Annotated in this window: 14 protein-coding genes; 7 read left to right on the top strand and 7 right to left on the bottom strand. The window is 63.0% G+C overall.

All coding sequences use genetic code 11. The annotated features are described in order from the left end of the window. Positions 1–10: 10 nt before the first annotated feature. From AB8A50_RS27520 to AB8A50_RS27505, 4 genes are all read right to left on the bottom strand, one after another. On the bottom strand, positions 11–2,074 hold the full coding sequence (locus tag AB8A50_RS27520; protein ID WP_439079585.1) for an elongation factor G: 2,064 nt from the start codon (positions 2,072–2,074) through the stop codon (positions 11–13). Between the two features lie 184 nt (positions 2,075–2,258). Further along, entirely contained in the window at positions 2,259–2,735 is a 477-nt protein-coding gene (locus AB8A50_RS27515; RefSeq protein WP_068731211.1) for a DUF992 domain-containing protein, read from the bottom strand. 179 nt (positions 2,736–2,914) lie between these two features. Beyond that, on the bottom strand, positions 2,915–3,445 hold the full coding sequence (locus AB8A50_RS27510; protein ID WP_068731210.1) for a DUF992 domain-containing protein: 531 nt from the start codon (positions 3,443–3,445) through the stop codon (positions 2,915–2,917). 119 nt (positions 3,446–3,564) lie between these two features. Then, the gene (locus AB8A50_RS27505) at positions 3,565–4,767 is read right to left on the bottom strand and encodes a pyridoxal phosphate-dependent aminotransferase (RefSeq protein ID WP_068731379.1); all 1,203 of its coding nucleotides are present in this window, start codon (positions 4,765–4,767) and stop codon (positions 3,565–3,567) included. A 217-nt stretch (positions 4,768–4,984) separates the two neighbouring features. Here AB8A50_RS27505 and AB8A50_RS27500 point away from each other — a divergent pair, with 217 nt between their 5' ends. The 4 genes from AB8A50_RS27500 to AB8A50_RS27485 all read left to right on the top strand — a co-directional run bounded on the left by AB8A50_RS27500 (position 4,985) and on the right by AB8A50_RS27485 (position 8,606). Continuing rightward, complete coding sequence (locus AB8A50_RS27500; protein ID WP_439079584.1) at positions 4,985–6,211, top strand: glycosyltransferase family 87 protein; 1,227 nt, start codon at positions 4,985–4,987, stop codon at positions 6,209–6,211. A 181-nt stretch (positions 6,212–6,392) separates the two neighbouring features. Then, positions 6,393–7,046: a glutathione S-transferase family protein gene (locus AB8A50_RS27495; RefSeq protein ID WP_439079583.1), complete on the top strand. Its 654-nt coding sequence runs from the start codon at positions 6,393–6,395 to the stop codon at positions 7,044–7,046. Positions 7,047–7,186: 140 nt separating this feature from the next. After that, positions 7,187–7,360 (top strand): hypothetical protein, encoded by a 174-nt coding sequence (locus AB8A50_RS27490; RefSeq protein WP_175367576.1) that lies wholly within the window; start codon positions 7,187–7,189, stop codon positions 7,358–7,360. An 82-nt stretch (positions 7,361–7,442) separates the two neighbouring features. After that, positions 7,443–8,606, top strand: coding sequence for a PQQ-dependent sugar dehydrogenase (locus tag AB8A50_RS27485; RefSeq protein WP_439079582.1), 1,164 nt, complete (start codon positions 7,443–7,445; stop codon positions 8,604–8,606). 10 nt (positions 8,607–8,616) lie between these two features. Here the strand turns inward: AB8A50_RS27485 and AB8A50_RS27480 are convergent, their stop codons facing one another. Beyond that, complete coding sequence (locus AB8A50_RS27480; protein ID WP_068731204.1) at positions 8,617–8,973, bottom strand: DMT family protein; 357 nt, start codon at positions 8,971–8,973, stop codon at positions 8,617–8,619. Positions 8,974–9,180: 207 nt separating this feature from the next. Here AB8A50_RS27480 and AB8A50_RS27475 point away from each other — a divergent pair, with 207 nt between their 5' ends. The 3 genes from AB8A50_RS27475 (at position 9,181) to AB8A50_RS27465 (ending at position 11,893) form a co-directional block, all read left to right on the top strand. Next, complete coding sequence (locus AB8A50_RS27475; RefSeq protein WP_439079581.1) at positions 9,181–9,777, top strand: PAS-domain containing protein; 597 nt, start codon at positions 9,181–9,183, stop codon at positions 9,775–9,777. 223 nt (positions 9,778–10,000) lie between these two features. Next, positions 10,001–10,855: a lysophospholipid acyltransferase family protein gene (locus AB8A50_RS27470; protein ID WP_439079580.1), complete on the top strand. Its 855-nt coding sequence runs from the start codon at positions 10,001–10,003 to the stop codon at positions 10,853–10,855. A 96-nt stretch (positions 10,856–10,951) separates the two neighbouring features. Further along, positions 10,952–11,893 carry an aldo/keto reductase gene (locus AB8A50_RS27465; RefSeq protein ID WP_439079579.1) on the top strand — a complete coding sequence of 314 codons (942 nt, stop codon included), beginning with the start codon at positions 10,952–10,954 and terminating at the stop codon, positions 11,891–11,893. A gap of 217 nt (positions 11,894–12,110) precedes the next feature. On the opposite strand, the gene AB8A50_RS27460 is transcribed toward AB8A50_RS27465, so the two are convergent. Together AB8A50_RS27460 and AB8A50_RS27455 are read right to left on the bottom strand one after the other, a co-directional pair. Further along, the gene (locus AB8A50_RS27460; protein ID WP_439079578.1) at positions 12,111–13,337 is read right to left on the bottom strand and encodes a DUF1501 domain-containing protein; all 1,227 of its coding nucleotides are present in this window, start codon (positions 13,335–13,337) and stop codon (positions 12,111–12,113) included. Continuing rightward, positions 13,334–14,827 carry a DUF1800 domain-containing protein gene (locus tag AB8A50_RS27455; RefSeq protein WP_439079577.1) on the bottom strand — a complete coding sequence of 498 codons (1,494 nt, stop codon included), beginning with the start codon at positions 14,825–14,827 and terminating at the stop codon, positions 13,334–13,336. Before AB8A50_RS27455 ends, AB8A50_RS27460 begins: the two co-directional genes overlap by 4 nt. Positions 14,828–14,927 lie beyond the last annotated feature (100 nt).

Raw genomic sequence — 14,927 nt, 5'->3', positions numbered from 1 at the left:
GGCCACTGTACTAAGCCGCCACCCGATGCGCCGCAACGATCTGGTCGGCGGCGCGGCCCGAGACTTCGGCCATGTGGTCGAAGCTGCGGGTGAAACTGCCGGCACCCGCGGTGGCCGAACGCAACTCGACGATCAGGTCGCCGATCTCCGCTTCCGGCAACATCGCGCGCACCGTGTCCCAGCCCGGCCAGTTGTCACGGGTATCGAAGCCGAGGATCTGGCCGCGCCGTCCTGACAGGATGGCGTTGACCTTGGCCGTGGCCTCGGTGGGACAGACGATCTCCACCGTATGGATCGGCTCCAGCAGCACCGGCTGGCATTGCGGCAGCGCCTCGGTGAAACCGATGCGGGCAGCGGTCCGGAACGCCTGATCGGATGAATCGACGCTGTGATACGACCCATCGGTGAGCGTCACCTGCACGTCGATGACAGGAAAACCGAGCGGACCACGCTGCAACCCGTCGACGACGCCCTCCTGCACCGCGGGAATGTAGTTGCGCGGCACCGCGCCGCCGACCACCTTTTCCTGGAATGCAAAGCCCTCGCCGCGCGGCAACGGGCCTATCTCCAGCACAACGTCGCCAAACTGGCCGTGACCGCCGGACTGCTTCTTGTGCCTGCCGCGCTGGGTGATCGGTTTACGGATGGTCTCCTGATAGCCGATCACCGGCGCATGCGATTTGACGTTGATGCCGAAGCGTTCGTGCAGGCGCTCCATCGCCACGCGCAGATGCATCTCGCCCTGCCCCCACAACACCACGTCATGGGTCTGCGCGTTATTGACCACCGCAAGCGACGGATCTTCTTCGGTCAGCCGCAACAGCGCCTGGCCGAGCTTGACGTCGTCCTTGCGATCGGCGGACGCTAGCGCCATCGCCAGCACGGGCGATGCGACCACGACATTCACCAGAGACGCTGGCACGGTCTTGCCGGTCGAGATCGTGTCGCCGGTCCTGACATGATCGAGCTTGCCGAGCGCGACGGTCTCGCCCGCTTCGGCCGATGCGCGCTTGCTGTCATGCCCGCCGCTCGCCGCAAGAATGCCAGAGACACGCCCGCTTTCGCCCGACGAGGACAGCAATGTTGCGCCATCATCAAGATGACCACTCAGCACGCGCGCGTAAGACAGCTTGCCGCCATGCTGTAGATGGCTGCTCTTGAACACGTAACCGATCGCATCCTTGCTATCAGGCACGCCGAGGCGCTTGGCCGTCTCGGCCACGCCGGGTGCCTCGTGGCGTAGCGCCTTCATCAGCCGCAGCACGCCGTTCTCACGCATCGCCGAGCCCAGCAACACCGGACAGATCAGGCCTTCGCGCAATTCGCGCGCGAGATCGTCGAACACGGCGTCGGCCGGCGGCGCGATGTCGTCAAGCAACTGCTCCATCAGCGCGTCGTCATGATCCGCAAGCTTCTCCAGCATGGAGAAACGCGCCTCCTTCTCCCGATCGAGATCGCCGCCTTCGAGCTTGATGACTTCGGACGCCTTGTGCTCGCGATAGACGAAAGCGCGCTCCAGCGCGAGATCGACGAAGCCGGCGACAAGGTCGCCGTTCCAGATCGGGATCTGTCGCAGCACCAGCGGCACGCGCGAGGCCGGCTGCAACGTCGCCAACGTCTCGCGCACGCGCTTGTGGGCGCGGTCGATCTTGTTGAGAAACAGAAATCTGGGAATGCCGAGGTCTTCGAGTTCGCGCAGGATCAATTGCAGCTGCGGCAATTTTCGCGCATCCGCCTCGCAAACCACGATGGCTGCATCGACGGCGGGTAATGCCGCGCGCATGTCATGCACGAATTCCACCGAGCCCGGACAGTCGATGAATGTGTAGCTGTCGCCCATGAAGGTGGTGGTCGCAGCCGTCAGGCCGACGCCCATCTTGTGGGCTCTGGCTTCCGCATTGGCATCGCCGATGCTTGTCCCATTGTCGACGCTGCCGGCCCGCGGGATCGCCCCGGTGCGGGCCATGATCGCTTCAAGCAGTGTGGTTTTTCCGCTCTGGAAAGGGCCCACCAGCGCAATGCACTTTGCGGCATTGCCTTGTGGACCGCGGGGACTTCTCAGGTCTTGTCCCATTGCCGCCTCCTCATGTGGAGCTCGGCCCATGATTGGGTCGGCGGTCAATGCTCCGCCCGGTCCGGATATTTGGCAAGATGGAAAAGTTGCTGCGCTGCGATGAACGTGATCGGATTGCGCCATAAAAAATCCGGCTCCGCCATGGGCGAAGCCGGATGAATTTGTGCGAGCGATCGCCGCGGGATCAGCGACCGGGGCGCAACTCCAGGCTCTGCAGGCCGGCGGCGACATTCAGTCCCACCGACCCCTGCAGACTGAGCGGCTGCAGGGAGAAGGCGTTTTGCGAACCGCCAACCAGGACATTCGCGCCGACGCCGACACCAACCGACGCGCTGCCCTGCGCGCCCGCATAGTTGCCGGACAGATCGCCGGGACCGCTATAGTTCACCGGCACGAACACGGCCCAGGATAGCGCGGTCTGTTCGGTAATACCGAGATCGATGCCCACCTTGCGGATCGTGGCGACATAAGGCTGATCCGGACGACCGGTACCGGTGAGCACGCAGCCGAGATTGGTCACCGAGCCCACGACGAATCCGACGCTGGCTCCGCCCCGGCAATTCAAGACACCGACCTGCACGCCTTGCTGCGACTGCGCTTGCGATGCAGTGAAAAAGGCGGCGGCAGCGATACCGAGAACAAGCGATGAGAGGCGGACCATCAGGAATCTCCGGGTGATGAACGGAAGTAAGGATGTGGATCGACTATTCATAGCTAATGATACCGCCCAATGACAGCGGCGCACGCGCAGCGCGCGCAACAAAAAAGGCCCGCTCGCGCGGGCCTTTTCGTTAACCTTGCCGGATCGCTTACGCGATCACAGCGATCGCTGGCGATCGCTTAGCGATGGCTGCGATGACGGCGCTTCTTGTTGTAGCGATGACCGCTGACCGGACCGGTCGCTTCCAGTTCGAGCTGAACGATGCCGCTGGCGACGTTCAAGCCGGTCTGGCCCTGCACCGAGATCGGCTGCAGCGAATAGGTGTTGCCCGGACCGCCAACGAGGAAGTTGCCGCCGAAACCGAGGCCAACCGATGCGTTGGTACCGACGCCGCCGTAGCTGCCGGCCAGTGCGCCGCGCGGCACGCGGGTGGTCGGAGCGAATGCAGCCCACTGCACCGTGGTGTTTTCGGTGAAGCCGAGATCAAGGCCGAAACGGCGGATGTTGGCGACGTAACCTTCGGCGCGGCCACCGGCGCTCTGGAAGACGCAGTTGAGGTGCGCATTCGAACCGACCACGTAGCCGACGTTCTGGCCGCCACGGCACTCCAGCACGCCAACCTGAACGCTGCCAGGCTGCTGTGCATTTGCGGTCGCAACCGACGCCGCAAAGGCCACGGCCGTCAGGCCGAACATCTTGGAAAGTCGCATAGTGTTACTCCACCTTGGGGATTTTGATAGCGAGGGGACAAGAAGGAAGCGCCGTGTCGAAAACAAGGCGCTTCCCGGAATAAGCCCCGAAACCGTCAAAAGTTTCGGAGCGGGTTTTGTTACCGAAGATTTCCGCAGAAGCGCTGGATGCGCTTGCAGGCATCTTCGAGATCGGACGTCTTCGTCGCGTAGGAGATGCGGAATGCCGGGCCAAGGCCGAAGGCCGAACCCTGCACCACCGCCACGCCTTCGGTTTCCAACAGTTCTGTGACGAAGTCTTCGTCATTGGCAATAACCTTGCCCGAAGGCGCAGTCTTGCCGATGGTGCCGGCGCAGGACGGATAGACGTAGAACGCGCCTTCCGGACGCGGGCAGTTGATGCCCGAGGCCTGATTCAGCATTGCCACCACGAGATCGCGGCGCTCCTTGAACACGGCATTGTTCTTCGGGATGAAATCCTGCGGACCGTTCAAGGCTTCCACCGCCGCCCACTGCGCGATCGACGACGGGTTCGAGGTCGACTGCGACTGGATCGTCGCCATTGCCTTGATGAGCTCGGCGGGACCACCGGCGTAACCGATGCGCCAGCCGGTCATGCAGTAAGCCTTGGAGACGCCGTTCACGGTCAGCGTGCGATTGAACAGGGACGGTTCGATCTGTGCCGGCGTGGTGAACTCGAAGTCGTCATAGACGAGGTGCTCATACATATCGTCGGTCATCACCCAAACGTGAGGATGCTTCACGAGGACATCGGTGAGCGCCTTGAGCTCCGACTTCTTGTAGGCGGCGCCCGTCGGGTTCGACGGCGAGCACAGGATGATCCACTTAGTCTTCGGCGTGATCGCTGCTTCCAGCGCGGAAGCCTGCAGCTTGAAGCCGAATTCTGCGGTGCAGACCACGGACACGGGCGTGCCGCCGGCCAGCGCCACCATTTCCGGATAGCTCACCCAATACGGCGCCGGGATGATGACTTCGTCACCCGGGTTCAACGTCGCCATCAGCGCGTTGTAGAGCACCTGCTTGCCGCCGGTGCCGACGATGATCTGGTTCGGCTTGTAAGTCAGGCCATTCTCGCGCTGAAACTTGCCGATAATGGCTTCCTTCAGTTCGGGAATACCGTCCACGGCGGTGTACTTGGTCTTGCCGGCCTCGATGGCGTGAATCGCTGCCAGCTTGATGTTCGCCGGGGTGTCGAAATCGGGCTCGCCCGAACCAAGACCGATGACGTTGCGGCCGGCTGCTTTCAGCGCACGTGCTTTATCCGTCACCGCGATCGTCGCGGACGGCTTCACACGGTCGAGCGCAGCGGACAAAAACGACATCATCTTCTCCTGAGAAAGGTCGCGGACCCGCGGTCGGCGACGTCAAAATGGCTGATCCTGCTGGGATCGGCGCACCCTAGTGCGTGCGACGTTGCATCGCAAGAAGCTTGGGCAAAAACACATCTGGAAGTGATGCAATTCAGCAAGCGTTAAACGGGGGACGGTAGCGTCAACCGCACGTCGCAATCGACGATTTGGGCCAAAATGCACCCTTAAAATGATCTGGATCTGGCAGCACATTGAAAGCGGCGCATGGCTGACCCTCGAACGCGTGCGGGCTTACAGCCTGATCGTGCTCGCTTTGGGCACATTGGCCTTCGCCGGCTGGATTGCGGTCTCGGACGGCGTGATCGACCGCAATGGCAAGCCGATCGGGACCGACTTTTCCAACATCTATGCGGCGGGCCGGCTCACCCTCGAAGGCAAACCCGCCGACGCGTATGATCCCGCCCTGCAACACGCCGCGGAACAGCGGGTGTTCGGCCGCGACGTGCCGTTCTACGGCTGGCACTATCCGCCGTTCTTTCTCGGAATTGCCGCGCTGGTGGCCACGGTACCCTATGGATGGGGGCTCGGTCTGTGGCTCGTCGCCAGCTTCGCCGCCTACCTCGCCGCGATCCGCACGATCCTGCCCCGCCGGGAAACGCTGCTGGTGGCCGCCGCCTTTCCTGCCGTCTTCATCAATGTCGGTCACGGCCATAACGGATTTCTAACCACCGCACTGCTGGGCGGCGCATTGCTTCTGCTACATCGCCGGCCGTGGCTGGCCGGCGTGTTGATCGGGCTATTGGCCTACAAGCCGCAATTCGGTGTGCTGATTCCTCTCGCCCTGCTCGCCGATAGACGCTGGATCACGATGGTATCGGCCGCGCTCACCGTCGCTGTCCTCATCGTATTGAGCACGGGGTTGTTCGGCGCCGGCATCTGGCAGGCCTTTGCCGACTCCACTGCTTTCACTCGCGATGTCGTACTCGAACAAGGCGGCACCGGGTGGCAGAAAATCCAGTCGATCTTCGCCGCGACACGGATGTGGGGCGCCGGTCTTCCTGTCGCTTATGCCGCACAGTTCAGTCTCGCAGCCGGCATTGCCATCAGTCTGATGTGGATATGGCGCAGCCATGCAGCGTTCGAACTCAAGGCAACAGCGCTCGCGGTCGGCAGTCTGCTGGCGACGCCCTATGTGCTCGACTACGATCTCATGGTGCTCGCCATCGCCATCGCCTTCTTCGCGCGGCATGGACTCGATCGTGGCTTTCGCGCGGGCGAGATCAGCCTGCTCGCATTGACCTGGATCATGCCGCTGCTGACGCGCAGCATCGCTGGCGCCATCGAACTGCCGCTCGGCTTTCTGGTGATGGTCGCTTTCTATATCATCGTGCTGCGGCGCGCACTCGCTGATAACAGCACATCGCGGCACCTTCACACACAGATCGCGGCAGCGTGATCTTCCATTGCCGAATGCTGCCTGACATACATTTTTCTCAATCCAGACTGCCGCAGCCGTTTTCGACTTTTTCCATTCCTTGGGCCTTGCGACAGGCTCGCATCAGCATCATTGTCTAACCGCGATCTGCGCTGGCCAATCGCGCAGTTGCCTTGACCTGAAATGAATTGAACATCTGCGAATGTACAAACTCTATTCGATGCAGCGCTCTGGCAATAGCTACAAGGTTCGCCTTGCGCTGGCGTTCCTGGACGCGCCTTATCGCGCCATCGAAGTGGACATTCTGCGCGGCGAGAGCCGTACCCCGGAATTTCTGGCCAAGAACCCCAGTGGTCAGGTGCCGCTGCTCGAGATCGCCGAAGGCCGCTATCTCGCCGAATCCAACGCCATCCTCTGGTATGTTGCCATCGGTACATCTCTGGCGCCGGAATCGCGGATGGACCGTGCCGAAGCCATGCAGTGGATGTTCTTCGAGCAGCACGCGCTGGAGCCGAATCTCGGTGCTGCCTATTTCTGGCTATGCTTGGTGCGCGGAGGCCGCGACCTGCAGACCCATGCGCTGGAAGACTGGATGGAGCGGGGCTACGCCGCGCTGCAGGTGATGGAGAATCACCTCAAGACCCATGACTTCTTCGCCGCGGACCAGCTGACCATCGCCGACATCGCGCTATACGGTTACACCCACGTCGCCGAGAAGTGCGATTTCGATCTGTCCAGCTTTCCGTCGATCCGCCGCTGGCTGCGTCTGGTGGAAACCCAGCCGGGCTTTATCTCCATGGACTGGCACCCGACGTCGTCGGAATATGATACTTTGGACGTGGTTGCAGACGCTTAAGTCCTGAAATAGCGGGCATAAGCGCTGTGAATGCCATTTTCCCGCCATAGTTACGGCCAATCCCGCCCAAATCTCGCCTGCCGCAGCTGCGAATTTGTAGCACGCGGGTGATTCGCCCGCGATTTGAAGGATTTACGGCCATGATACGGTCGCTTCGCGTGGGTGCAGGATTTCAGGCGCGCCCCACGTCCATCGCATCCACCCGGTTGACCCACGCCGTCGCGGCGTCGCTCGCGGTTGGCTGTCTGTCGCTCTGCGTCATCCTCGCCCTCACCGTGATGTCGATCCCGGTGGCGAGTGCGATGCCGCTCTGACGGTCCCCACAACTCATAAACACTCAGCCGCGATGCCGCGCATCGCTTATGCAACCTGCGACTCCGTGATGGAGCCATACCGATGAAAAGGCCCGTGATCTGGGTCACTGTCACGTTGACGGCGGCTATCGTCGTGACCGCGACCCTTCTGATCGCCACGACCACCCGCGGCGAAAACACCTCGTTCGGCTCGTCGGCCGGCAGGCTCGAAGTACAGACCGTCGCCTCCGGTCTCGCTTATCCATGGGCATTGGCCTTCCTGCCCGAGGGCCGCATGCTGGTCACCGAACGGCCCGGCCGCATCCGTATCGTCTCGCCGCAGGGACGGTTGTCGCCTGCGGTGAAAGGCGTGCCCGAGGTGATGGCCGGCGGCCAGGGCGGTTTGCTCGATGTCATCACCGACAAGGACTACGCGCAGAATACCACGATCTACTTCTGCTACTCGGAACGTTCGGGCAGCGGCGGTCGCACCGCCGTGGCGCGCGGCAAGCTCATCGACGGCAATACGCCGCGTCTCGACGACATGAAGGTGATCTTTCGCCAGGACGGCCCACTGTCGTCGGGCAATCACCACGGCTGCCGTATTGTTCAGGCGCCTGACAGCAACCTGTTCGTCACGCTCGGCGAGCACTATAGCGGCCGCGATCAGGCACAGAGTCTCGACAATCATCTCGGCAAGCTGATCCGCATCGCGCCGGATGGCTCGGTACCGAAGGACAATCCGTTTGTCGGCCGCGACGGCGCCAGGCCGGAGATCTGGAGCTACGGTCATCGCAACCAGCAAGGCCTCGCCATTAATCCGGCGACCGGTGAGTTGTGGGAGACCGAGCACGGGCCGCGCGGCGGCGATGAAGTGAACATCATCGGCAAGGGCAAGAATTACGGCTGGCCTGTGATCGGCTACGGCATCGACTATTCCGGCGCGAAGATCCACGAAACCACGTCGAAGGCAGGTATGGAGCAGCCGGTGAAATACTGGGTGCCGTCGATCGCCCTGTCCGGCATGACGTTCTATACCGGCGATCTCTTCCCGCGCTGGCGGGGCAGCCTGTTCACCGGCGCGCTGGCAGGCCAGATGCTGGTGCGGCTACAGCTCAACGGAAACACGGTCACGTCCGAAGAGCGCGTCCTGCAAAATCTCAACGAACGCATCCGCGACGTCCGGCAAGGACCGGACGGCGCACTGTGGCTGCTGACGGATAGTTCGGCAGGACGAATCTTGCGGATTACGCCAGCCGGGAAGTAAGCGGTCGCTGCTACGACCACTTGTGGAAAATGAAGAACGCCCCGAGCGCGATGAAGGCAAAGCCCAGCGCGTGATTCCAGCCGAGCGGCTCCTTCAGATACAGCACCGAAAATGCAGCAAACACGACCAGCGTGATGACTTCCTGCATCGTCTTGAGCTGGGCGGCATTGTAGACTTCGCTGCCCCAGCGATTGGCGGGCACCGCCAGCCAATATTCGAAGAAGGCAATGCCCCAGCTCACCATGATGACGAGGGGCAACGAGTGATCCTTGAATTTGAGATGGCCATACCATGCGAAGGTCATGAAGATATTCGAGGCCAGCAGCATCAAAATCGGCAGCAGCAGCGGCGGAATGGTGAAGGGCATTCGATCGGGGTCCTTTTTAAATCCCGGCGCTAACATTCAGGGGCCGGCGCCGGTTCCGGTGGCATCGATAGCATTTGAAGCGAACAAGAGGAAAATGATGCCGGACTCTTCACGCGCCGTTAGCTATACCGCCGGGAAATTGTGGGCCTTTTTGCAACCAGAGGCCAACCTGCGTTTCTTACCTTTGTACGGACACAGGTACAGCCGATGCAGTACGATTGGCGACTGATTCTCGATCCGGGAATTGAAACGGCGATCATTGTGATCGCAGCCGTCGGGATTACTTTGGCAATCCGCCTCTTCCGGCTGCGACGCGCGGCCCGGGCCCGCGAGAACGAGCAGCACGCCACTGCCCAGCGCCTTTCGGCTGCACTTGACCAGATCGATATCGGTGTCGTGCTTCTCAATGCCGACACCCGCGCCGAATTCATCAACCGCGCCTTCCGCGACTACTTCACGCTCCCCGACGAGAAGGCTGACAGCAAGCCGCCGCTGATCGCGCTGATGTATCACGCGCGCGATATCCACGCTTACGCCCTCCCCGACGACGAGGTCGACAGCTTCATCGCCAGGCGCGTCGAGATGATCCGCGCCGGCACTTCCACGCCGACGACGTTGCGCCTCGCCAATGGCCGGGTGCTGCGGCTGAGTTGCGCCGTGCTGCCCGATGGCGGACGGATGCTGAGCTACACTCCGGTGACCGACCTCATCCGTCACACTGACGACCTCTCGGAGCGCGACTATTATCTGGCGCTGCGTGAGGGCGACGTGTTCGGCTCCCACCGGCTGGATGCAGCCGAATAGCCGGCAATACTATCTGTGGATATCCCGGGTTGTCATGGCGATGTCACTCGCCCCGGCTAGGCTCCTCATGCAGCCGGTTGCTTCCCCCCGTCGCCAATCGGGTGCTTCCCCAGCGGTCTCCGTCAGTTGCCGCGCTGACCGGGACCGCTTCTTTTTGCCGTGGTTTCTCTTAATTCATGCAACTGACTTTGCCTGCTGAAGTCGGCCCCGGTATAATAAACCCATGATCCGTTTCGCCGCCGTCCTGATCTCCTTGACCATGCTGACGCTGCTGCTGGCGCCGTTTCAGCTGATCGCACTGGCCTTCGGCCTGCGCTGGCAGCAGAGTATTCCGCATCTGTTTCACCGCGTCCTTTGCGCATTGATTGGGGTGCGCATTCACGAAGTCGGCAAGCGGACGACGGACACGCCGGTACTGATCCTCTCCAATCACGTCTCATGGCTCGACATCATCATCATCGGCGCCAGGGCGCCCGTGGTGTTCGTCGCCAAGAGCGAAGTTGCCAAATGGCCCGTGTTCGGCTGGCTCGCCAAACTGCAGCGCACGATTTTTGTCGAGCGCGAACGCCGGCAGAAGACCGGCACGACGGCGCAGGAAATCGGCGACCGCATGCTGTCCGGCGACGCGGTGGTCCTGTTCGCGGAGGGTACCTCCAGCGACGGCATGCGCGTGCTGCCGTTCCGCTCGGCGCTGGTCGGCTCGGTGCATCACGCGCTCGGCGATTCTACGCATCACAAAGAGATCACGGTGCAGCCGATGTCGATCGCCTATGTCGGCTTCGGTGGATTGCCGGTCGGCCGCGCCTTTCGCGAAAACGTGGCATGGTATGGCGACATCGATCTGATCCCGCATTTCATCGGTATCCTGTCGTCGGGCGCCATCGACGTCGTCGTAAGCTGGGGCGAGGCCGTCGCCTATGACATGTCCGCTGATCGCAAGACCATCACGCGTAACGCGGAAAACGCCGTACGGCGCATGACATCCGCCGCCCTGCGCGCCGGCCCGCCGCGGAAGACCCCGACCGCCCTGCCCGCGCCCGAAGCTCAACCGCCCGAGTCCGCTTCCGCCATCGCCTGAGCGCCCGCGCGACTCCCATGATGCAGCGCGTCTTGCTGCGCGACGAGGCGCGCGCCATAACCTTGGTCCGCGCTTCCCTCACAAGGCACACTCATCATGGAAATCCGCAATCTCGGCCGCTCCGGCCTTCGCGTCTCCGCCGTCGGTCTCGGCTGCAACAATTTCGGCCAGCGCACCGATCTGGAGACCGCGCGCAAGGTCATCCACAAGGCGATCGATCTCGGCATCACGCTGTTCGACACCGCCGACATCTATGCCGGCATGGGTGGTTCCGAGACGGTGCTGGGCGAAGTGCTGGGCGATCGCCGCAAGGACATCGTGCTGGCGACGAAATACGGCAAGCCAATGAGCAATGACGGCAGCAAGCAGGGCGCCTCGCGCCGCTACATCATGAGCGCCGTCGAGGCCAGCCTGAAGCGGTTGAAGACCGACTATATCGATCTGTATCAGCAGCACGATTACGATGCGCTGACGCCCATCGAGGAGACGCTGCGCACGCTCGACGACCTCGTCCGCCAGGGCAAGGTGCGCTATATCGGCAATTCCAACTTCCCGGCTTGGCGCATCGCCGAAGCCGAGATGGCCGCGCGCCAGATGGGCGTTGCGCCCTTCGTGTCGTGCCAGGACGAATACAGTCTCGTCGTCCGCGACATCGAGAAGGACCTGCTGCCGGCCGCGCAGCATTTCAATCTCGGCCTGCTGCCGTTCTTCCCGCTCGCCGGCGGCATGCTGACCGGTAAATATGCCGGCCTGAAGAACGTCCCCGCCGATACGCGCTTCGGCAAGACCCCCTATATGCAGGAGCGCTATCTGAACCCGCGCAACATCGCCTTGGTCGATCAACTGCAGGCCTTTGTCAGCGCGCGCGGCCATTCGATGCTTGAGCTCGCCTTCTCGTGGCTCGCCGCCCGCCCGCAAGTCTCCAGCGTCATCGCCGGCGCATCATCGCCCGAGCAGATCGAGCAAAATGTGAAGGCGGCGCAGTGGAAGCTGACGGCGGAGGAGATGACGGAGATCGACGGGATCACGCTGGGGTAATTAACGCGCAGATTCTTCCCCTCTCCCCCAGCGCGGCAAAGCCGCGCGCCGCGGGAGAGGGTAGATCGACCGCGACAGCGGTCGAGACGGGAGAGGGTCTATCGCGCTTACGGCAGACCCTCTCCCGCCTTCGCTTCACTCAGGCACCCTCTCCCACTGCGCGGAGCTTCGCTCCGCTGGGGGAGAGGGGAAAGTAAGAGCTCCCTCTAGCCGTCGGTTAAGCCACCAATCCTTTCGCCGGCTTCACCAGCACACTGTCAGGAAACACCTGCTCGGCCAGTGCACGTTCGCTGATGCCGAGGTGATCGTGGAGCACGCCCTTGAAGATCGCGCGCAGGTCGGTCGTCGGGGCGAGATCGCGGGCTTCATAGAGCTTGCCATTCGCGAGGCCCGGCCAGTCCGCAATCACGCGGCCGCCCTTGACCGCACCACCCGCAAGCAACGCAATCGTGCCGGTACCGTGGTCGGTGCCGGCAGTGCCGTTGATCTTGGCGGTGCGGCCGAACTCCGTGGCCACCACTACCACCGTGTCGCGCCAATGCGGCCCAAGCCCGCTCTCGAATTCCGACAGTGCGCCATCGAGACCGCCGAGCAATTGCGCGAGGCGCCCGACCGGCCCGCCTTCCTGCGCATGGGTGTCCCATCCATCGAAGGCGAGCGCCGCGATGCGCGGGCCATCATCGGCGGCCATCAGCTTCGCCGCGCCGCGTGCGACCTGGCGCATCGCCGCTACGGCATTCCCGCCGCCCTTCGGTTTCATGTCATCGCCGACGGCGATCTTGTCGAGCTTCAGGCCCTGCGACAGGGCCGTCGCCAAAGCGGGATCGCGGTCCTGATAGAGTTGCATCAGCCGCATCGCTGTATCATCGGCCGCATTGGGCAGATTGACCGGCGCCCATCCGACGGTCGGCGCGGCGCCGCGGAGCACCAGCGGCGTGGTCGGTCCGATCGCAAGACCGGACGGGACGCGTTCGCCACGCGGCAACGATTCAATGGCGCGATTGAGCCAGCCCGACTGCACGCGGCCGGGGCCGGCATAGCCGCTCTCCAGCACGTCCTGGCCGTCGAAATGCGAACGTTCGCGATAGGACGTCGCCACCGCATGGACCACGGCAGCTTTCTTGTCGCCATACATCCGCGCAAATTCCGGCATCGCTGGATGCATGCCGAAGAACGAGTCCAGCACGATGGCTGCGTTCGGGCCATCCTTCGCCAGCGCAATCGAGCCGTGCAGACCGGCATAATCGGGATCGCCGAGCGGCGCGACGGTGGCCAGACCATCGAGCGCGCCGCGCAGGATCACCACGATCAGGCGCGGATCGCGCGCGTCGGCGGCCCTAGCGAATTTCGGCAGATAGGCCCAGGCGGCAAAGGCCGCGCCTGATAACAGAAGCGAGCGGCGTGTGGGGCCGAGCATGCGGCTTTCACAGCAGTCCATCGTCATCTCCTCTGAAATTCCGGCGACATCAGCAGCAGCGTCAGTGCCTGCTGCCGCGTCTCCGCGCGCGCGATCGTCTGTCGTGTTTCGGACGAGGCCGCCTCGCCGGCGACCACGTCGAGCATCTCGCGCGGATCGATACTGTCGGGGATGCGCGACGAAACCTGTGCTGCGAGATCGAGCCGCAGCTTCATGCCTTCGGGGACGGCCCAGGCGGCATTGCCGTCCGGAAAGCCGTTCGGCCCCGGCGGTGTCCACAGCGGCTGACCAAGCGTCTGCAGCCCCGCAAAGTAACGGCCGGGATCTTCCGGGATACGCGCCAGCAGGCGGCCGGTGGAGATCAGATATTCATAGGGCGTGCGCAGCTTGGCCATCGGCATCTGCCAGGCTTCATTGGAGTCGAGCAGCGCCAGCGCCAGCGCCTTCAGATCGCCGTCGGTCTTTTTGAACACGCCTTCCAGCCGCGCCAGCAGTGCCGGCGGCGGCGCATCAGCCACGAAATGCTGCGCGAATTTCCTGGCGATGAATGTCGCCGTCGATGGCTGCCGCGCAAGATCGGCGAGCGCGGCTTCGCCTTGCGCGACGCCGTTGTCGTCATAAGTCTTGCCCAGCAATTGCTGCGGCCCCGGTTCATGCGCATTGGCGTTGAAGGCGAAGCTGCCGGGCGTGCCGATCTTTCCTTCGCGGCCGGCAAAGGTCCAGCCGGTGATGATGCGCGCCAGCGACGTCACATCGGCCTGCGTGTAACCGCCGCCGACGCCGAGCGTATGCAGCTCCATGATCTCGCGTGCGAGATTTTCATTGAGGCCGCGCTTGCCCCTCTCACCGGCTTTCGAATTCGGGCCGATCGATTGCTGGTTGTCGAGAAAGAACAGCATCGCCGGATGCTGTTCGACGGCTTTCAGCATGTCGGCAAATTTGCCCAGCACATAGGGGCGGATCGCCTCGCGTTCGAAAGAGCCAGCCCACATCCGCGCCGGGTCGCCCTTGCTGGCCGAGATGCAGAAATGGTTCGACCAGAACACGACGAGGCGTTCGACAAAGCCACCCTCGGTAATGGTCGCGCGCTGGATCCGCGCCAGCGCTTCTGCACGATAGGTCTTCTGCACCACATTCGGCGGCAGCGCGACGGCCGGCGGCGGCTTCGGTGCGTCAGGCTGCACTGTCATGGTGGTGTTGCCGGTCATCGCGGGAGCTTCCGGCTTCCTGTCCATCGCAGCCGGCGGCGCTTCAACCGGCACCAGCCCCGGCGTCTTCAGCGCCGCCTCGCGTGCCGTTTTCACTTCGAGCTGATAGGCGAACATCGCCTGCCCCAGCTCGGTCGTGGATTGCAGGCCCGGTAATTCCAGCAGCGCCGCGTTGGGGCGCGCCAGCTCGGCCTTCACGAAGCCGCGGGGATCGGAGGCCGCATTGACGATGTCGCCGGAAGCGCCACCCCGCGCGCCGAAGCCGAATCGGTTCAGCGCGATCAGCGCACCTTGCGGGTCGCGGGCCATCGGGTTTCCCTCACTCTGCCTTCGTCCTATGATGCATTGGAACATCAAAGGCGACACCCCAGATATACGGGTGGAACAGATGAACCCGGCATGAAAATCG

Source organism: Tardiphaga sp. 841_E9_N1_2, from assembly GCF_051811065.1.
In the GTDB taxonomy this organism is placed as follows: Bacteria; Pseudomonadota; Alphaproteobacteria; order Rhizobiales; family Xanthobacteraceae; genus Tardiphaga; species Tardiphaga robiniae.
The sequence above is the reverse complement of the archived record's forward strand: the minus strand, read 5'-3'. Positions and strand labels throughout refer to the sequence as shown.